The sequence below is a fragment of the Methylomonas sp. MS20 genome, from assembly GCF_050275925.1.
Lineage (GTDB): Bacteria > Pseudomonadota > Gammaproteobacteria > Methylococcales > Methylomonadaceae > Methylomonas > Methylomonas koyamae_A.
In genome coordinates, this window is record NZ_CP189962.1 from 435372 (window position 1) to 455687 (window position 20316).

General features: G+C 49.7%; 13 protein-coding genes, 2 tRNA genes and 3 rRNA genes. All 18 read left to right on the forward strand.

Annotated elements, in window-relative coordinates:
- Nucleotides 1-2259 carry a type IV pilus secretin PilQ gene (gene pilQ, locus ACQE3D_RS01920; protein WP_313729251.1) on the forward strand — a complete coding sequence of 753 codons (2259 nt, stop codon included), beginning with the start codon at nucleotides 1-3 and terminating at the stop codon, nucleotides 2257-2259.
- A 111-nt stretch (nucleotides 2260-2370) separates the two neighbouring features.
- Entirely contained in the window at nucleotides 2371-2487 is a 117-nt protein-coding gene (gene lptM, locus ACQE3D_RS01925; RefSeq protein WP_139306267.1) for an LPS translocon maturation chaperone LptM, read from the forward strand.
- Between the two features lie 10 nt (nucleotides 2488-2497).
- A complete protein-coding gene (gene lysA / locus ACQE3D_RS01930) occupies nucleotides 2498-3745 on the forward strand; it encodes a diaminopimelate decarboxylase (RefSeq protein ID WP_313729250.1) in 1248 nt (415 codons plus the stop codon).
- 8 nt (nucleotides 3746-3753) lie between these two features.
- Entirely contained in the window at nucleotides 3754-4584 is an 831-nt protein-coding gene (gene dapF / locus ACQE3D_RS01935) for a diaminopimelate epimerase (protein ID WP_313729249.1), read from the forward strand.
- Nucleotides 4581-5261 carry a DUF484 family protein gene (locus ACQE3D_RS01940; RefSeq protein ID WP_064024044.1) on the forward strand — a complete coding sequence of 227 codons (681 nt, stop codon included), beginning with the start codon at nucleotides 4581-4583 and terminating at the stop codon, nucleotides 5259-5261. The genes dapF and ACQE3D_RS01940 overlap by 4 nt, the downstream gene beginning before the upstream one ends.
- 5 nt (nucleotides 5262-5266) lie before the next feature.
- Nucleotides 5267-6166: a tyrosine recombinase XerC gene (xerC, locus tag ACQE3D_RS01945; RefSeq protein ID WP_313729248.1), complete on the forward strand. Its 900-nt coding sequence runs from the start codon at nucleotides 5267-5269 to the stop codon at nucleotides 6164-6166.
- Nucleotides 6167-6531: 365 nt separating this feature from the next.
- A 16S ribosomal RNA gene (locus ACQE3D_RS01950) occupies nucleotides 6532-8065 on the forward strand.
- 60 nt (nucleotides 8066-8125) lie between these two features.
- Nucleotides 8126-8202: transfer RNA gene (locus ACQE3D_RS01955), tRNA-Ile, on the forward strand.
- Between the two features lie 32 nt (nucleotides 8203-8234).
- Nucleotides 8235-8310: transfer RNA gene (locus ACQE3D_RS01960), tRNA-Ala, on the forward strand.
- A 292-nt stretch (nucleotides 8311-8602) separates the two neighbouring features.
- Nucleotides 8603-11496: ribosomal RNA gene (locus ACQE3D_RS01965) — 23S ribosomal RNA — on the forward strand.
- A gap of 222 nt (nucleotides 11497-11718) precedes the next feature.
- Nucleotides 11719-11834: ribosomal RNA gene (gene rrf / locus ACQE3D_RS01970) — 5S ribosomal RNA — on the forward strand.
- Together the 16S, 23S and 5S rRNA genes with 2 tRNA genes alongside form the textbook arrangement of a ribosomal RNA operon.
- A 686-nt stretch (nucleotides 11835-12520) precedes the next feature.
- Nucleotides 12521-13273 carry a bacterial ammonia monooxygenase, subunit AmoC gene (amoC, locus tag ACQE3D_RS01975; protein WP_064028760.1) on the forward strand — a complete coding sequence of 251 codons (753 nt, stop codon included), beginning with the start codon at nucleotides 12521-12523 and terminating at the stop codon, nucleotides 13271-13273.
- 113 nt (nucleotides 13274-13386) lie between these two features.
- Nucleotides 13387-14136, forward strand: a complete 750-nt coding sequence (gene amoA, locus ACQE3D_RS01980; protein WP_064028762.1) for a bacterial ammonia monooxygenase, subunit AmoA — start codon at nucleotides 13387-13389, stop codon at nucleotides 14134-14136.
- A gap of 95 nt (nucleotides 14137-14231) precedes the next feature.
- The gene (gene amoB / locus ACQE3D_RS01985) at nucleotides 14232-15476 is read left to right on the forward strand and encodes a bacterial ammonia monooxygenase, subunit AmoB (RefSeq protein ID WP_064028764.1); all 1245 of its coding nucleotides are present in this window, start codon (nucleotides 14232-14234) and stop codon (nucleotides 15474-15476) included.
- 169 nt (nucleotides 15477-15645) lie between these two features.
- Nucleotides 15646-16050, forward strand: coding sequence for a hypothetical protein (locus tag ACQE3D_RS01990; protein ID WP_313729247.1), 405 nt, complete (start codon nucleotides 15646-15648; stop codon nucleotides 16048-16050).
- Nucleotides 16051-16229: 179 nt separating this feature from the next.
- On the forward strand, nucleotides 16230-17582 hold the full coding sequence (gene tagH / locus ACQE3D_RS01995) for a type VI secretion system-associated FHA domain protein TagH (RefSeq protein WP_313729246.1): 1353 nt from the start codon (nucleotides 16230-16232) through the stop codon (nucleotides 17580-17582).
- A 59-nt stretch (nucleotides 17583-17641) separates the two neighbouring features.
- Nucleotides 17642-18982, forward strand: coding sequence for a type VI secretion system baseplate subunit TssK (tssK, locus tag ACQE3D_RS02000; RefSeq protein WP_071156213.1), 1341 nt, complete (start codon nucleotides 17642-17644; stop codon nucleotides 18980-18982).
- 56 nt (nucleotides 18983-19038) lie between these two features.
- Complete coding sequence (icmH, locus tag ACQE3D_RS02005; RefSeq protein ID WP_231883660.1) at nucleotides 19039-20301, forward strand: type IVB secretion system protein IcmH/DotU; 1263 nt, start codon at nucleotides 19039-19041, stop codon at nucleotides 20299-20301.
- Nucleotides 20302-20316 lie beyond the last annotated feature (15 nt).

The following is a 20316-nucleotide window of genomic DNA, read 5'->3' on the forward strand; positions in this document are numbered from 1 at the left end:
ATGGCGAAATTACGAAACACCTTAGAATCTCAATCCGCCGGCGCGGGGCGCCTATGGCCGCTGTTGCTGGTCTTGTTGTTGAGCTTGTCCTTGTCCTTGGCGAACGCCGAAGATGCCGCCATCAACAATCTTGAGTTTTCGACGTTAGCGGGTAATCAGGTGCAAATTCAATTGGATATGGTCGGAGAGGTTGTGACGCCGAAAATATTCGAAACCGATAATCCGAATCGGATCGCGCTGGATTTTGCCGGGGTCAAGAGTAATTTGGCCAAGAAAAGCTTTCCAATCAACCAAGGCGCGGTGGGTACGGTCTACGCGGTAGAGGCGTCGGGAAGGACGCGCGTCGTGGTTAATCTGCTGGAGAAGGTGCCTTATGAAATCAAGGCGGAAGCCGGCAAATTCTATTTGGTCTTAAAGTCGGCCGCCACCGTGGCGTCGGTCAGTCAGGTGTCGCCGTTAAAGCAAGCAGCCAAGGATTCGGTCGTCAGCAAATTTTTGCCCGAACAAACGATAAAAACCCTCGACTTTAGACGCGGCCCCAATGGCGAGGGGCGCTTGTTGTTGGGCCTGTCGAACGCGAACACGGTGGTCGATACCAAGCAGAACGCCGGCAAGGTGGTCCTCAACTTTTTGAACACCAAGCTGCCCGACTCATTGACCAAGAATTTCGATGTCTCCGATTTTGCCACTCCGGTGCAAAAGATCGAGGCCTTGCCCAAGGGCGAAAATGTGAGGCTGACGATTACCCCGAATAATGAAAATTACGAATATTCGTCCTATCAAGCGGACAACCTGCTGACGGTCGAGTTCCGGCCATTGACGCCCGCCGAGAAAGAGGCGCAGCAAAAGGAAAAATTTCCTTATATCGGCAATAAGTTGTCTTTAAATTTTCAGGACATTGAAGTCAGGTCCGTATTGCAAATTCTGGCCGATTTCACCGAACTCAATATTATTGCCGCCGACTCGGTAGCCGGCAACGTGACATTGCGTTTAAACGACGTGCCTTGGGATCAAGCGTTGGAGCTGATTCTGAAATCCAAGGGCTTGGCCAAACGTCAAAGCGGGAATGTGGTGATGGTGGCTCCTGTTGCGGAGATCATGAAAATCGAGCAGGAAGAGCTGGATTCCAAAAAAATCTTCGAAGAGCTCGAGCCTCTGAAGACCGAAAACATTCAAATCAATTACGCGAAGGCTGGAGAGATTTGCGGTGTGCTGATGGGGGTGGGCAATAGCTCGCAGGGCGGACAATCCGGCGCGGCAGGCAGTTCAGCAGGGAGCGGCGGTGGCGGCGGAGGTGGTTGCGGCGGTGGCGGTGGCGGAGGAAGCGGCGCGGGCGGTCAGTCTGGCGGAGCTGGTCAAGGCGGCGCTACCAGCATGCGTCTATTGTCCCCGCGCGGTACAGCTATCGTCGATGCTAGAACCAATACGCTGATTGTCAAGGATACCGCGAAGGCGATGGAGGACATTCACAAAATGGTTAAGTTGTTGGATGTGCCGGTTAGACAAGTGCTGATCGAATCTCGGATAGTGATTGCCGACACTAGTTTCGCGCAAAATTTGGGAACTAAGTTCGGAGTCGCCAACAAAGGCGCGGCGGGTGGCGGCAAGCAATATGGATTTACGGCATCCGGTGCGGAGACCAGTGAAAACTCGCAAATTCTGTCCGACTTGGGTACTGCTTTGGCGGCCTCCAGCGGAGGCTCTCTGGCCATGACCCTGGCTCGCGGCGCGGATTACATGCTGAATCTTGAAATTAGCGCGTTGCAAGACGATGGCAAGGGTGAGCTGGTATCGAATCCTCGGGTGATGACCAGCGATCGGGTGTTGGCCTCGATCAAACAGGGGGTGCAAATTCCCTATCAGACTCAGAGTCAGGCGACCGGTCCGGTGACGCAATTGGTCGATGCGGTTCTGGAGCTTAGTGTAACGCCGCAAATCACCCCCAGCGGTAGCGTCATTATGCAATTGGACATCAAAAAAGATTCGCCGGGTACGCCATTGGCAACCGGTGGCAATTCTACCGTGCCTATCGATACCCGGCAGTTGAAGACCAAGGTGCAAGTTGAGGACGGCGAGACAGTCGTGCTTGGCGGTATCTACGAGTCGACGGTTCAAGATTCCTACAATAGCGTGCCTTGGTTGGTCGATTTGCCGGTGGTTGGATGGATGTTCAAGAAAACCGTCAAGACCGACAACAAGAAGGAATTGCTAGTATTTATTACGCCTAAAGTCGTTAAGGAATCGTTGACGATCAAATAATCGGCGACTGCTTCGTAGGCTTGGGAGCGGGCCCGTATGGCCAATGGCAGGTGAATATTTGCGGACGGCCTATGTTATATTGGTCTACGTTGATCTTTTGATGTCTAACCTATGATTGTCTTTCGGCTTTTAATTGCTGTATTCGGGTGGTTGTTGTTGCAGGGCTGCGGTCAGACTGGCCCCTTGTACCACCCGGACAGTCCGCCGCCTATCTACGTACCCAAATAAGCCTCTATCCATGGATTTTTTTAATTATCGGCAGAGTACGCTCTACGCCGAAGGCGTGCCTGTCGATCAAATTGCGGCCGAGTACGGAACGCCTTGCTATATCTACTCGCGAGCGACATTGGAGCGCCACTGGCTAGCCTTCGATCAGGCCTTGGAAGGGCGCCGGCATTTAATCTGCTATGCGGTAAAAGCGAACTCCAATCTGGCGGTCCTTAATCTCCTGGCCAGATTGGGGTCGGGCTTCGATATCGTGTCGCAAGGTGAAATGCGGCGTGTTTTAGAGGCGGGTGGAAGTGCCGACCGAATTGTATTCTCCGGGGTTGGCAAGCGCGAAGACGAGATAGTCGCAGCGCTCAAGGTTGGAATTCGCTGTTTCAATGTCGAGGTTAGTGGTGAATTAGATCGGATTAACCGGCTAGCGGGAGAGTTGGGTGTAATTGCACCGGTGTCGTTCCGGGTCAATCCGGATGTGGATGCCAAAACTCACCCGTACATTTCCACCGGACTAAAGGAAAATAAATTCGGTGTTGATATTGCTTCGGCGCGGGATGAATACCTCCGCGCGGCCCGGATGCCTCATATTCGGGTGGTCGGCGTTGATTGCCATATTGGATCGCAATTGACCGAAACCGCGCCGTTTTTGGATGCCTTGGATAAAGTACTCGAATTGGTCGATCAGTTGGCTGGCGACGGCATTGTGCTTGAACATCTGGATTTGGGCGGTGGCTTGGGCATTTGTTACCGCAACGAGCAGCCACCGGAACCGGGAGAATATATTTCCGCCGTGTTAAGTCGCTTAGGCAATCGGAACATCGAAATCATGCTCGAACCGGGCCGTGCAATCGTCGGAAATGCCGGCATTCTGGTGACTCGGGTCGAATACTTAAAGCCGACCGAGAACAAAAATTTTGCGATCGTCGACGCAGCGATGAACGACCTGATCAGGCCGGCGTTGTATAGCGCTTGGCAAGACATTATCCCGGTACTCGCTGGGAGTGGTGCCGAGGAGCAGGTTTGGGATGTTGTCGGTCCGGTTTGCGAGACCGGGGACTTTCTCGGAAAGGAACGTCGATTGGGTTTAAGTCCAGGCGACTTGCTGGTGGTTCGGTCGTCGGGAGCGTATGGTTTCACGATGAGTTCGAATTACAATTCCCGTCCCAGGGTCGCCGAGGTCATGGTCGACGGCGATCGTTGTCATTTGATTCGGCAACGGGAACCCGTCGAAATGCTCTGGGCCGGTGAGCAAATATTGCCTTAGAAGCGCCCATGCGAATTCACTTCACCAAAATGCAGGGGCTGGGTAACGATTTTGTAGTTATCGATGCCATCAATCAGTCGGTACGGCTGGACGCGCGGCAAATTCGCTTTATCGCGGATCGGCATTTTGGCGTTGGTTGCGATCAGTTATTGTTGGTCGAGCCGCCTGTTAGCGAAAATGCCGATTTCAAATACCGGATTTTTAATGCCGATGGTAGCGAAGTTGCGCAATGCGGAAACGGCGCGCGTTGCTTCGCTCGTTTCGTGCTTGATCAAAGCTTAACCTCGAAACGTTCTATCGTCGTCGATACCGACGCCGGTCAGCTAGTGTTGAACGCGAATGAGGATGGCGACATCACCGTTAATATGGGCGTTCCGCGGTTCGAGCCTAAGCAAATTCCGTTGCTGATGCCGGAGGAAGCGCTGGTATACACCGTCTTTCTCAATGGAGATCAGGTAGCATTTTCCGCTCTGTCTATGGGGAATCCTCACGCGATCATTTGTGTTGAGGATATCGAAACGGCTCCGGTGAGTGCTCTAGGGAAAGTTCTGGAAAGTCATCCGCTGTTTCCCGAACGCGTCAATGTTGGCTTTATGAAGATCATGGATCGCCAGAGTGTTAAGCTCCGCGTGTATGAGCGAGGCGCCGCTGAAACCTTGGCATGCGGTAGTGGTGCTTGCGCGGCGGTGGTCGCGGGAATCGAGCGGGGGGCATTGGAACGGGTGGTTTCCGTGCAGTTGCCGGGAGGATCGTTAAAGATTGCTTGGCAAGGTCGCGGTCATTCCGTTTTTATGACGGGTCCTGCCGTTTCAGTATATGAGGGGCAAATTGAATTATGACTGGTGAAGCATTAACGGATCAGCAAGTGGAGGCGTATTTGCAAGCGCATCCCGATTTTTTTCAACACCATTTGTCGTTGCTGGAAAGAATGCAGATACCGCATCCCAGTGGAAATGCCGTTTCGTTGATCGCAAAGCAGTTGGAGATTTTTCGCGTTAAACACCAAGAGCAGGAAAACCAGCTGACCGCGTTGATCGAAATCGCCAGGGAAAACGACGCTTCGTTCGGGCGTATGCACGAATTAACGTTGGCAATGTTGGAGGCGAATTCGCTGGAGGATGTCGTAGCGAATTTAAGCGAAGTGCTAGCGGAGTGCTTTTTGACCGACTTTGTAGCGGTCAAGATTATCCGGGAGTACGCCGACAGTCCCATCGGGCAATTGTTTGTTTCGCCGGGGGACGAAGGGTTAAAGCTGTTTTCCGCCGAAATGTCCGGAGAGCTGCCTAAGTGCGGTCGGCCGACTCTGGCTCAGGCCAAATTCTTGTTTGGGGATATAGCGCCAGAGGTCAAGTCCTGCGCAATTATTCCGATGATGTACACCCAGCTGGAAGGATTGCTAGCTATCGGAAGTCGTGATGAAGGGCGTTTCCATTACAGTCTGGGAAGTCTTTTTTTAACCCAAATGGGAGAGATTGTAGGTACCCGTCTAATCTCGTTGATGCAGCGTGTGGAGTAAGCTGCGTGGAAGAGTCCTGCGAGGCAGTTTTACAAGCCTACCTTGACTATCTCTCTTCTGAGAGGCGATTAGCAGCGAATACGCTAAGTAGCTATCAGCGAGATTTGTCGCGGTTTGTAGGTTACTGTGGCCAAAAGCAGATTCCAGTATACGGCGTCAAAACGTCAGATGTTCGTCGTTATATTGCCGGTCGGCACCGCGACGGGTTGGACGCTAAGACCATTCAACGCGAATTGGCTGCCATTCGGGGATATTATCGGTACTTGGTGAGGACGGGAGTCTTGGATCAAAACCCTGCTTTGTCGGTTCGCGCGCCGAAGGGTGAGCGAAAAATGCCGAAGGTGCTGGATGTTGATCAGATGTGCGGTTTGCTCAGCGTCAACCCGAATTCGATATTGGAGATTCGGGACTTGGCAATGTTTGAATTATTCTATTCATCGGGGCTGCGGCTGACTGAGTTGGTCGGGCTGGATGTTCGCGATCTTGATTTAAACAGCGGAATGTTAAGGGTGCGTTTCGGTAAGGGAGGCAGGCAACGATTGCTGCCGATGGGAATGCGTGCCGTATCGGCGGTAAGGCATTGGCTGGAATATAGACCGTCTTCGGAGTGTCAGTCCCTTTTTGTAGGTTTAAAAGGTAATCGTTTAAGCCCTCGAAGTATTCAGTCTCGGTTAGATAGATGGGGTAAGAAGCAGGGCGCTGCTGAGCGCTTGCATCCTCATATGTTAAGGCATTCGTTTGCTAGTCATATGTTGGAAGCCAGTCACGATATTCGCGCTGTTCAAGAGTTGTTAGGGCACAGCAATTTAGGAACTACACAGATATATACCCATTTGGACTTTCGCTATTTGGCTGACATCTACGACAATGCGCACCCAAGAGCTAGGAAAGTGAAAAATAGTTGACAGATGATGGTATCTGGCTATAATGAGCGGCTCTTCGTTACTGACTGAGTTAGCGACGAAGAGCGGCAAGATTTGCCGGGCTTGCGGTAGTGTTGTGGTGGCTGGTTTTTCGGAAGTTGTTGGTTTCTGGCTTCGAAAATAAAGTGTTGACACTTTCTGAAAGTTCTGTAGAATATGTCGGCTCAACAGGGCGAGATGCTCTGGCTCTTTAACAAGATGAATCGAAATAATTTGTGTGGGTATGTGTGGCGATACGTTTCTGTTAGAAATTATCGGCGCAGAGAATCCACGTCAATTCGCAAGAAACGACGTTCTGTAGTCGAGCCAAGATTGGATACTAATCTTATTTAGTATCAAGCATTATTAAACTGAAGAGTTTGATCATGGCTCAGATTGAACGCTGGCGGTATGCTTAACACATGCAAGTCGAACGCTGAAGGGTGCTTGCACCCGGATGAGTGGCGGACGGGTGAGTAATGCATAGGAATCTGCCTATTAGTGGGGGATAACGTGGGGAAACTCACGCTAATACCGCATACGATCTACGGATGAAAGCCGGGGACCTTCGGGCCTGGCGCTAATAGATGAGCCTATGTCGGATTAGCTAGTTGGTGGGGTAAAGGCCTACCAAGGCGACGATCCGTAGCTGGTCTGAGAGGATGATCAGCCACACTGGGACTGAGACACGGCCCAGACTCCTACGGGAGGCAGCAGTGGGGAATATTGGACAATGGGCGAAAGCCTGATCCAGCAATACCGCGTGTGTGAAGAAGGCCTGAGGGTTGTAAAGCACTTTCAATAGGAAGGAATACCTATCGGTTAATACCCGATAGACTGACATTACCTATACAAGAAGCACCGGCTAACTCCGTGCCAGCAGCCGCGGTAATACGGAGGGTGCAAGCGTTAATCGGAATTACTGGGCGTAAAGCGTGCGTAGGCGGTTTTTTAAGTCAGATGTGAAAGCCCTGGGCTTAACCTGGGAACTGCATTTGATACTGGAAGACTAGAGTTGAGTAGAGGAGAGTGGAATTTCAGGTGTAGCGGTGAAATGCGTAGAGATCTGAAGGAACACCAGTGGCGAAGGCGGCTCTCTGGACTCAAACTGACGCTGAGGTACGAAAGCGTGGGTAGCAAACAGGATTAGATACCCTGGTAGTCCACGCCGTAAACGATGTCAACTAACTGTTGGGTTCTTAAAGAACTTAGTAGTGGAGCTAACGTATTAAGTTGACCGCCTGGGGAGTACGGCCGCAAGGCTAAAACTCAAATGAATTGACGGGGGCCCGCACAAGCGGTGGAGCATGTGGTTTAATTCGATGCAACGCGAAGAACCTTACCTACCCTTGACATCCTCGGAACTTGTCAGAGATGACTTGGTGCCTTCGGGAACCGAGAGACAGGTGCTGCATGGCTGTCGTCAGCTCGTGTTGTGAAATGTTGGGTTAAGTCCCGTAACGAGCGCAACCCTTATCCTTAGTTGCCAGCGAGTCAAGTCGGGAACTCTAGGGAGACTGCCGGTGATAAACCGGAGGAAGGTGGGGACGACGTCAAGTCATCATGGCCCTTATGGGTAGGGCTACACACGTGCTACAATGGTCGGTACAGAGGGCAGCAAACTCGCGAGAGCCAGCAAATCCCAAAAAGCCGATCCTAGTCCGGATTGCAGTCTGCAACTCGACTGCATGAAGTCGGAATCGCTAGTAATCGCGGATCAGAATGCCGCGGTGAATACGTTCCCGGGCCTTGTACACACCGCCCGTCACACCATGGGAGTGGGTTGCAAAAGAAGTAGGTAGTTTAACCTTCGGGAGGGCGCTTACCACTTTGTGATTCATGACTGGGGTGAAGTCGTAACAAGGTAGCCCTAGGGGAACCTGGGGCTGGATCACCTCCTTACAAAGACAGAACACTGTCACACGTACTCACAACAAATTATTTCGATTGAAAGACGCACCTGGGTCTGTAGCTCAGTTGGTTAGAGCGCACCCCTGATAAGGGTGAGGTCGGAGGTTCAAATCCTCCCAGACCCACCAACTAACGAAAAGGCGAAAGTCTGAATCTATTCGGGGCCATAGCTCAGCTGGGAGAGCGCCTGCCTTGCACGCAGGAGGTCGGGAGTTCGATCCTCCCTGGCTCCACCATCACGTGACGTCGATCTTAAGCCAAGATATCAACATCAACGCTATACAGCTTTTCGGTTAATAACCCAAGGCTCGATAGCATTGATATTCGTATCAATACGCTCTTTAACAATATGGAAATCTGTAACCTAAGTCTTGATCGGCTAACGATCAATACTTAAAAACGAGTTGCGGGCGGTAGCCAGCGGCTTTCGAAAGAAAGCGGCCCAAAACCTCCGTAAAACGTTCTCAAGCAACATCAGCGAACATGTCAGCGACTAAAAACCTTAATACAGACGTATTCGGGTTATATGGTCAAGTGAATAAGCGCATACGGTGGATGCCTAGGCAGTAAGAGGCGATGAAAGACGTGGTAGCCTGCGAAAAGCGTCGGGGAGGTGGCAAACAACCTGTGATCCGGCGATGTCTGAATGGGGAAACCCGGCGAGGATAACCTCGTCATCTTTGAGTGAATACATAGCTCACTGAAGCGAACCCGGAGAACTGAAACATCTAAGTACCCGGAGGAAAAGAAATCAACCGAGATTCCCTAAGTAGTGGCGAGCGAACGGGGACTAGCCCTTAAGCTAGGATAAGGTTAGTGGAACGGTCTGGAAAGTCCGGCGATACAGGGTGATAGCCCCGTACACGAAAACCTTTTTTTAGTGAAATCGAGTAGGTCGGCGCACGTGAAACGTTGACTGAATATGGGGGGACCATCCTCCAAGGCTAAATACTCCTTACTGACCGATAGTGAACCAGTACCGTGAGGGAAAGGCGAAAAGAACCGCGGAGAGCGGAGTGAAATAGAACCTGAAACCGTATGCGTACAAGCAGTGGGAGCCCCTTCGTGGGGTGACTGCGTACCTTTTGTATAATGGGTCAGCGACTTACATTTTGTGGCAAGCTTAACCGAATAGGGGAGGCGTAGGGAAACCGAGTCTTAATAGGGCGTTGAGTCGCAAGGTGTAGACCCGAAACCGGGCGATCTATCCATGACCAGGTTGAAGGTGTGGTAACACACACTGGAGGACCGAACCCACTCCCGTTGAAAAGGTAGGGGATGAGTTGTGGATCGGAGTGAAAGGCTAATCAAGCTCGGAGATAGCTGGTTCTCCTCGAAAGCTATTTAGGTAGCGCCTCGTGTATCACTGCTGGGGGTAGAGCACTGTTTCGGCTAGGGGGTCATCCCGACTTACCAACCCGATGCAAACTCCGAATACCAGCAAGTGTCAGCACGGGAGACACACGGCGGGTGATAAGGTCCGTCGTGAAAAGGGAAACAGCCCAGACCGTCAGCTAAGGTCCCCAAATCATAGCTCAGTGGGAAACGATGTGGAAAGGCACAGACAGCCAGGAGGTTGGCTTAGAAGCAGCCATCCTTTAAAGAAAGCGTAATAGCTCACTGGTCGAGTCGGTCTGCGCGGAAGATTTACCGGGGCTAAGCTATGTACCGAAGCTACGGATTCACGCTTTGCGTGAGTGGTAGAGGAGCGTTCCGTACGCCTGCGAAGGTCGATTGAGAAGTCGGCTGGAGGTATCGGAAGTGCGAATGCTGACATAAGTAACGATAAAGGGGGTGAAAAACCCCCTCGCCGTAAACCCAAGGTTTCCTGCGCAACGTTAATCGACGCAGGGTTAGTCGGCACCTAAGGCGAGGCCGAAAGGCGTAGTCGATGGAAAACAGGTTAATATTCCTGTACCAGTTGTAACTGCGATGGGGTGACGGAGAAGGCTATATCAGCGGTCGGTTGGAAGTGGCCGTTTAAGCGTGTAGGCAGGCATCTTAGGCAAATCCGGGATGCTATATGCTGAGGCGTGATGACGAGTGTCTCGAAAGAAACGCGAAGTGATAGATGCCCTGCTTCCAGGAAAAACCTCTAAGCTTCAGGTTACAAGTGGCCGTACCCTAAACCGACACAGGTGGGTGGGATGAAAATTCTAAGGCGCTTGAGAGAACCCAGGTGAAGGAACTAGGCAAAATGATACCGTAACTTCGGGAGAAGGTATGCCGTTGATAAGTGAAGTCCCTCGCGGATGGAGCGTAAGGCGGTTGCAAAAAATCGGTGGCTGCGACTGTTTAGCAAAAACATAGCACTCTGCAAACACGAAAGTGGACGTATAGGGTGTGACGCCTGCCCGGTGCTGGAAGGTTAATTGATGGGGTTAGCGTAAGCGAAGCTCTTGATCGAAGCCCCAGTAAACGGCGGCCGTAACTATAACGGTCCTAAGGTAGCGAAATTCCTTGTCGGGTAAGTTCCGACCTGCACGAATGGCGTAACGATGGCCACACTGTCTCCACCTGGGACTCAGTGAAATTGAAATCGCTGTGAAGATGCAGTGTACCCGCGGCTAGACGGAAAGACCCCGTGCACCTTTACTATAGCTTGACACTGGACTTTGAACCTACTTGTGTAGGATAGGTGGGAGGCTTTGAAGCAGGAACGCCAGTTCTTGTGGAGCCAACCTTGAAATACCACCCTGGTATGTTTGGAGTTCTAACCTCGATCCATTATCTGGATTAGGGACAGTGTCTGGTGGGTAGTTTGACTGGGGCGGTCTCCTCCCAAAGAGTAACGGAGGAGCACGAAGGTACCCTCAGCCTGGTCGGAAATCAGGCAATGAGTGCAAAGGCATAAGGGTGCTTGACTGCGAGACGGACAAGTCGAGCAGGTACGAAAGTAGGTCTTAGTGATCCGGTGGTTCTGTATGGAAGGGCCATCGCTCAACGGATAAAAGGTACGCCGGGGATAACAGGCTGATACCGCCCAAGAGTTCATATCGACGGCGGTGTTTGGCACCTCGATGTCGGCTCATCACATCCTGGGGCTGAAGCAGGTCCCAAGGGTATGGCTGTTCGCCATTTAAAGTGGTACGCGAGCTGGGTTCAGAACGTCGTGAGACAGTTCGGTCCCTATCTGCCGTGGGCGTTTGAGATTTGAGGGAAGCTGCTTCTAGTACGAGAGGACCGAAGTGGACGAACCTCTGGTGTTCCAGTTGTCCTGCCAAGGGCATTGCTGGGTAGCCACGTTCGGACAGGATAACCGCTGAAAGCATCTAAGCGGGAAGCCCCTCCCAAGATGAGATCTCACTGGGACTTTAAGTCCCCTGAAGGGCCGTTGGAGACGACAACGTTGATAGGCACGGTGTGGAAGTCCAGTAATGGGCGTAGCTAACGTGTACTAATTGCCCGTGAGGCTTGACCATATAACACCCAATGCGTTTGGGTTGTCTAAGACAATCGCTGAAAACAACGCAAGAGAACGAACTCGATACAGATTTCCATGAAAAGCAGGTCAAAGGCAAAACCACGTAAGCGCGAATGTCCGCACAAGCTGTGGTTAGATTAAATAATGCCTGAAGGCTAAGCCAAACGGCTTAACCGACCTGTTGCATGACAGTTGGTCAACAACCGACTTAACCAGTTTGCTTGGTGAACATAGCAAGCGTGAACCACCCGATCCCATCCCGAACTCGGAAGTGAAACCGCTTAGCGCCGATGATAGTGTGGCAGGTTGCCATGTGAAAGTAGGTCATCGCCAAGCGCCTATACCAAAAGCCCGCTTATTAATCTAATAGGCGGGCTTTTTTTGTCTTGCTCGATTAGTAACTGTCTATTTGGCGACTTATTCTGAACGATAGCCCATCGCTCGTTCCAACGCCCTTGAGCGCAAGGTGAAATAAGCTTCAAGCCGCGCTACTAGATTTTTATAAGGTGTGGCTAGGTATTCGGTTGGGAATGCTTCGTTAAGACGCGCAGATGGCACAACAACAAGCGAATTCAAGCCAGATCCAAAAAGACTGAAATAATCTCCATCTGCCGGCCTAAAATGCTTTTCTTGCGATTTCCATCGACCACATGCCAAGAATACCAGAATAAGAGCGATTTCATGTATGTAATGCTGTATGGACTCTAGAAGCGGTCTAACCCCTGCCAACTGGGCGTTTTCATTTGCCAATTCGCCAACAGAGCGATGCGTTAAGTATCCAAATTTATGGTCGGAGAGCTAAACCAGATTTAACGATATGGCTGAACGTAATATGCTGCTTAGGCGGGCGCAAGCACTTATTGTAGGAAACGATGAATTGACTTGACAAGGATTTGCAAGATGGTAGACTGCCTCGCACCTCAAGGGAGGGGGTGTCTTCTTAATTTAGAAGGCTTGAATTCAGGAAAAACAAAGAACTCCCGATATGATCGGGGATTTAGACAATCTTTTAGGAGGTAGAAATGGCTGCTACAACTGAATCAGTTAAGGCTGATGCTGCGGAAGCACCGCTTTTAAATCAAAAAAACCTGTGGGCAGGCATCGCACTGTACTTGGGTTTTTATTCATTCATTCGTTGGTACGAAGGCGTTTACGGCTGGTCAGCTGGTCTGGACTCATTCGCGCCTGAGTTCGAAACATACTGGATGAATATGCTGTACATCGAGATCGTAGTCGAAGTTATCCTGTTCGCAGGTATCAACGGCTATATCTGGAAAACTCGTGACCGTAAAGTAATGTCGATCACTCCACGTGAAGAGTTGCGTCGTCACTTTACTCACTGGACTTGGTTGGTTTGCTACGGTTGGGCAATCTACTGGGGTGCTTCTTACTTTACCGAGCAAGACGGCACATGGCACCAAACCATCGTTCGTGATACCGACTTTACCCCAAGTCACATCATCGAGTTCTATCTGTCTTACCCAATCTACATCATTACTGGTTCTGCTTCTTTCATGTACGCAAAAACCAGACTGCCTACCTATCAAGAAGGTTTGCACCTGATGTATTTGATCGCAGTTATCGGTCCATTCATGATTCTGCCAAACGTTGGTTTGAATGAATGGGGTCACACATTCTGGTTTATGGAAGAGTTGTTCGTTGCACCTTTGCACTACGGTTTCGTATTCTTTGGTTGGGCTGCTCTGGCTATAATGGGTGTTGTGAACACCGAAGTAATGGCAATTACCAAATTGCTGAAAAAAGACCTGGCTTAATTCAGGCTTTTAAAAGTAAAAACTATCTCCTTTCTTGCTCCGGTCCGCCATTGGTCGGAGCAGGATAAGAGAGTGGTAAAAAATATAATTTTAATTCTTTAGGAGGTAAGCTAATGAGCGCATCTCAATCAGCTGTACGTTCTCGTGCGGAAGCGGTACAAGTTTCCCGTACGTTTGACTGGATGATTCTTTTTACACTGTTCACAGCGGTTCTGGGCGGTTATCACATTCACTACATGTTGACCGGTGGTGACTGGGACTTCTGGACCGACTGGAAAGATAGACGTCTGTGGGTAACCGTGGCGCCTATCGTTTCTATTACTTTCCCTGCGGCTGTTCAAGCATGCTTGTGGTGGAGATACCGTTTGCCAGTCGGCGCAACTCTGTCTGTTGTTGCTCTGATGATTGGTGAGTGGATTAACCGTTACATGAACTTCTGGGGTTGGACATACTTCCCAGTCAATATCTGCTTCCCTTCAAACCTGATTCCTGGCGCAATCGTGCTGGATACAATCCTGATGTTGGGCAACAGCATGACTTTGACTGCGGTAGTTGGTGGCCTTGCTTATGGTCTGTTGTTCTACCCAGGTAACTGGCCAGTAATCGCACCTCTGCACGTTCCTGTAGAGTACAACGGTATGATGATGACTTTGGCTGACTTGCAAGGTTATCACTATGTTCGTACCGGTACTCCTGAGTACATCCGGATGGTTGAGAAAGGTACTTTAAGAACTTTCGGTAAAGACGTTGCTCCTGTATCAGCGTTCTTCTCCGGTTTCGTTTCTATCATCATCTACTTCTTGTGGCATTTCTTCGGCAGATGGTTTGCTAAAACCGATTTCATCGCTGACGACGCTTCTTAATTAGAACGGTTCGATAAAAATGAAGCTGGCAATTTAATTGCATATAGATTGCCAGAAAGTCTTAATTTAAATTCTCTAGTGATAGAGGAGGAAATATGAAAATAATAAAAGACAAAGTTGCAAAACTGTCCTTTGTCGCACTGTTGGTCGCAATGACAGCAGCGATGTTTTACGCTCCAACGGCATCTGCTCATGGTGAAAAGTCACAGGCTGCGTTTATGCGGATGCGGACTATTCACTGGTTTGACTTGAACTGGTCAAAAGAAGAAGTACCCGTTAACGAAACGATGACCATTTCTGGTAAGTTCCTGGTATTCGCAGGCTGGCCTGAAACCGTTGATAAACCAGAAGTTTCGTTCTTGAACGTTGGTATTCCTGGTCCAGTATTTATCCGTGCTGGTTCTTGGATTGGTGGCCAACTGGTTCCTCGTTCAGTTTCCTTGGAATTGGGTGAAGTATACGAATTTAAAGTTCTGCTGAAAGCTCGTCGTCCTGGTGACTGGCACGTTCATTCCATGATGAACGTACAAGGCGGTGGTCCTATCATCGGTCCTGGTAAATGGGTAACCATTACCGGTTCAATGAAAGAATTCGTAAACCCTGTTACCACTCTGACCGGTCAAACCATAGACCTGGAACACTACGCTCTGGATAACGTCTATTTCTGGCACGCAGTATGGTTCGTAATTGCGTTCGCTTGGTTGCTGTTCTGGATCAAACGTCCTCTGTTCGTTCCACGTCATATCGCTGTAAGCACCGGCAAAGCAGATTCTTTGATCTCAGCTGGTGACAAAAAAGTTGGTATGCTGTTCGCAGTTGGTACTATGGTTATCGTTGCCGCCTCAATGGGCACAACCAACGAAAAATACCCTGTAACAACTCCGCTGCAAGCTGGTTTGTTGCGTGGTATGAAAACTTATCAAATGCCAGAAGCTACTGTTTCTGTAAAAGTTGATGACGCTTCTTACCGTGTACCTGGTCGTGCGATGCAAATGACCTTGACTATCACCAACAACGGTGATTCTCCTGTTCGTTTGGGCGAGTTCAACACAGCGGGTGTTCGCTTCCTGGATCCTGCGGTTCATGAAGACGATACAGCTTATCCTGACGACTTGTTGGCTGAAGAAGGTCTGACTGTTAGCGATAACAGCCCTCTGGCTCCAGGCGAAACCCGCACTGTCGAAGTTACAGCTTCTGACGCTGCTTGGGAAGTATACCGTCTGGCCGACTTGATCTACGATCCAGACAGCCGCTTCGCTGGTCTGTTGTTCTTCTGGGATGCTAACGGCAGCCGTCAATTGGTAACTATTGACGCTCCGCTGATCCCGACTTTCATCTAATTAATGAAAGTCTAAGCGTAAAAGCTTAGAGGATTGAAAGCCCTCGCTATTGAAAAATAGCGGGGGTTTTTTTTTAATCTGTGTATTTAATTTGCCAGGCAACGCAATGCCCAAGGCTTAAATGTGTAGCACGGATTGAGGTTGTAACAGGATTATTTAAGAGCAAGGCATGAAAAAAATCTTATTAATTGTACTGTCAGTAACTATCTTGGCAGGATGTTCGGAAAAAGAAGACTATAAACTAGCCGTATTAGAACAAATGAAAGCAGATAAGGACATACAGGATTACAGAATATCACCGGAGATTATGACTAATTGCGTAGTAGCTTCAACGTCAAGCAATATGCCTGGATTGTTCTTATTAGATCCAGTACGTCGAGTAGCCTACAAAAATTACACAAAAATGTTGAGCTTGAATAAATCTCCTGATCCTAAAAAAACGCTATCGGAATTGAGAAGCGACTTTGGTGATCCAAAAAAACTTGCGGATGCACATTCAAATTACACCGAGAGCATAGTTGAATGTATGTCGAATCAGGTGACCAGCACCGAAGAGAGTAATCCGCAAAAATAAGATTTGCCGATAACTCAGTAGCCAAGCTTGTATCTGGTTAATACGTATCGCACAGGGGATAAAATGTGCACTACACTTTACGACGCAGAAAAATGAAGAACAAACCTTCGGCTATGTTTCGAAGCAAGCCGTCGTTCACAATTTGGATATTTTGTCAAAGTTAGGTAAACGCAAACTTTATGAACCTCACTCTGCAAGTGCTGACTTATAAAGGGGTGCCTATTGCTCAACCGCTGAACGCGGAATTCGATGAGAAAGGCGGGACGATAGGCAGAAAGCCGGGAAATACGTTAGTCTTGGTTGATCCAGAGAGCTTTATATCCGGTCACCACGCGAATATCTCTTTTCAAGCCAACTGCTTTTATATCCAAGATGCCAGTAAAAATGGCACACACTTGGTCAATGAGGGACTAACGTTAAATAATGAATTACACTTATTGCCTGATAATTCCTTAATACGTATCGGTGAGTACGAGCTTATCGCTAACTATCGAGTTAGCGAGCCAATTACTTCGCCGGTAACTGAAAACACAAGCGGAGCGTTTGAGTTTTCAATGCCGGGCCCTTTCAGTGCGGATAATTCTCCGTTTGCCGCAGTGCAAGATGACATTGCTCCGTTTCAAAAAAATGCGTTCGCCGAAGAGCTAATATCTTCTACCTTTAATGATAGCTTTACACCTCCTCCGGCATTAAGTGTTGGAGATGCGCCTAAGGATATTGGAGATTTATTGAAGGGACTCGATGCGCTGGCAAAAAGTAGTGACGAATCGGAACTATCACCCTTTCAGAGTGCCCCTGATTTCTGTATTGACGCACCAAGGGAGATACCTGAGATTAAGCAGTTTGAGGTAGAGGCACCGAAATCCAGTGTCGCGCAACCTTCGCCTTCTTTCCCCGAGGCTCCAAAACCGTTTACCGTAGCAAAGTCTGCAGATGAAGATGCTGTATACGGAACGGCAACTGACACGAAACACCTACTCTCATGTTTTTTGGAAGGCGCAGGTGTGCACGAAGCGGCGTTTTCAACGCCCGAGCAATGGCCCGAGGTTATGCGGACAGCTGGGATATTATTCCGGAGTTTAACTGTAGGCCTTATGGACGTGTTAAGGGCCCGGGCAGAAATGAAAAGCGAATTCAGAGTTTCGGTGACGACTATCAAATCATTCGACAACAACCCGTTAAAATTTAACCCGGATGTCGAAAGCGTGCTGAAACTAATGTTAATGCCTGGAAATCCAGCGTTTATCGACCCGAAATCAGCGGTGGATGAGGCGTATAACGACATTAGTTCGCATCAAATGGCCATGACTGCCGGAATACAGGCATCGCTTGTCGCGATATTAAAACGTTTCGATCCAGATTTATTCGAAAAGTCACTCGGTGAAGGTATCGTGTTTCAAAAGAAAGCGAAATGTTGGGATCAATACTGCGAAGCCTATCCGCATTTGACAAAATCGGCACAAGAGGATTTCTTCGGTGAAGAATTCGCTAACGCGTATGAAATGCAAATGAAATTGCTCATGCGCCGGTAAAAGGCCGGGAGCGGAGCGCTAAACGACTTCCCTGTAACTAGCAAAATGTTTGACTAAATATGTCTAATAACAACAGGATCGTTTGGTCCGAGGGTATGTTTCTTCGCCCGCAACATTTCCAGCAGCATGATCGCTATTTGGAAGCGCGGATAGACGGACGCTGTCATGGCATTCGTGCATTCGATTGGGGTTATTCTGCCCTGGAAATTGATCACGGATCATTGGCGATTGGAAAAATCTGCCTGTTAAGGGCAAGGGGAATCTTCCAAGACGGTACACCATATAATCTGCCTACGGAAGACGAATTACCGTTACCACTGGATATACCATCAGGGACTACTGACGAAAGGGTCTATTTAGCCTTGCCTATGCGTCGGTCAGAAGCTGCGGAAACCGATGACGAGTATACGCCCGATTCATTGGCTCGTTACCGGATAGCAACTAGGGATGTGAGAGATAGCAATGCTGGGAATGATGGACGCTACCCGGTTCAAATTGGGGTTATTCGCCCGCGCTTAATGTTGGAAAGCGAGGAGCGCTCGGGTTTTTTGTGTTTGGGCGTTGCTCGAATAATTGAAGTTCGCGCGGATAAAACTGTGCTACTGGATGAAAACTATATACCCCCTGTTTTAAAGGCGGGTGCGTGCGGCTTATTATCCGGCTTTTTACGAGAACTGAATGGTTTGTTACACACTCGTGGGGAAGCTTTGGCCTCGCGAGTATCCGGCGCATCGCAAGGTGCCGGGGTTGCGGAAGTCGCCGATTTCATGTTGCTGCAAACCATCAATCGCTACCAACCGCTGCTTCAGCACTTAGCCAACGAAACGAGTCTCCACCCGGAAAGCATGTTTAGTCTAAGCTTGCAAATCATGGGAGACCTCTCAACTTTTTACAGGCAGAACAAGCGTCCGGCGAAAATGCCGGACTACCAGCATGACGATTTACGGTTAAGCTTCATTCCGTTGATCGAAGAATTACGTCGGTTACTGAGTATGGTGCTTGAGCAGAACGCCATCCAGATTCCGCTAAACAAACATAGTCAATCCGTTTACTACTCCGGTCGTCCAGACGTCAAACTGTTGGATAGTGCGATATACGTGTTGGCGGCAGGCGCGCAGATTTCGTCGGAAATGCTACGTACTCACTTTCCGCCACAAGTCAAAATAGGTCCCGTCGAAGAAATCACTCAACTAGTGACAGCGGCGCTACCTGGAATCTCTATTCACCCACTACCGGTCGCCCCAAGACAGCTGCCCTATCACGCCGGCTATTCATATTTCGAACTCGACAAACATAGTCCGTACTGGAAGAAGATGGCGGATTCAGGTGGTTTCGCTTTCCATATCGGCGGTAATTTTCCAGGCTTGGAATTGGAATTTTGGGCCATCAAAAAAGGGTGATGATTATGGTGCAAGGTGGACCTTTCGGTGACGACGACAAAACCGTACTTCGGCCCATGCCTGGCGGGCGATCACCGGATGTCGGCGCCAGCCGGCCAGCCGCTCAGATTCAGCCCCCCCTAAATATTCAGGCGCCTGTCAACTTGATAGAGGCCTTGCCGTTTAGGCAATCCGGCTCCTTGGTCGATTTGGCTGCGGGCTTGTTGTCACTAGCGTCCAGATTGAAACAAACGGTAAGCTACCCTGCGGTTGATGAACTCAAGCAAAAATTGGGAAAGGAGGTGCGCGAGTTCGAAAACCGCACCTTGGCCGCCGGCATTCCGACTGAACAAGGCCGAATGGCCAGCTATTGTTTATGTACGTTTCTGGATGAAATCATTCAAAACACCCCTTGGGGCAGTCAAAGTAACTGGGGGCACCAGAGCTTGTTAATCGTGTTTCATAAGGAGGCCTGGGGTGGAGAGCGTTTTTTTCAAATCGTCGATTATCTGGTCAAGCAGCCGGCGCAAAGCTTGTCATTATTGGAGTTTTGCTATGTATTAATGAGTTTTGGGTTCGAAGGGAAATACCGAGTTATTCCGAATGGTTTAAACGATATAGAGCGCCAGCGCTTGGAGTTATATCAGCTCATCCAACGAGTTCGGGGCGACTTTGAACCGGAGTTGTCGCCACGCTGGCGCGGCCAAAATACTGGAAAAAGCAACTTGATGAAGCAGGTTCCCCTCTGGATATTCGGAGCGGTGGCGGCGGGTTTGCTGATACTGTGCTATCTAGGGTTTGCCTATTGGATCAATTCGACTTCAGACCCGGTATACCGAGATTTATTAACGTTGACCGCCGCGCCAGCCCAAACTACCGTTGATACGTCCGCGGCGCAATCTGCTCAAACGCAAGTAAAAGCCGTGCCGCATCTGGAGAGGTTCAAGCCGCTGCTGAAGGACGAAATCGCCGCGAATATGGTAGAAGTTGTCGATGATAGCGTCATTCGCGTCCGTAATTCGTTTCCATCCGGTAGCGATCAGGTGAAACCCGAGTTTCTGCCAATGCTCAAGAAAATCGCCAAGGAGCTGGAAAATGGTCAGGAGAGTATATTAGTAACCGGCCACACCGATGATAAGCCCATTGTGTCGGCCAAATTCCCGTCCAATTGGAGTCTGTCCACCGCTAGGGCAAAAAACGTATTGACTATTTTGCAACAGTCGGCCCAATTGGCAGGCACTGCCCGAGCCGAAGGCCGGGCTGACGGAGAGCCGCTGGAGCCTAACGATAGCCCGGAACACCGGGCGTTCAATCGTCGTGTCGATATTTTGGTGAAGTGAGATAGCCGCGTGGGA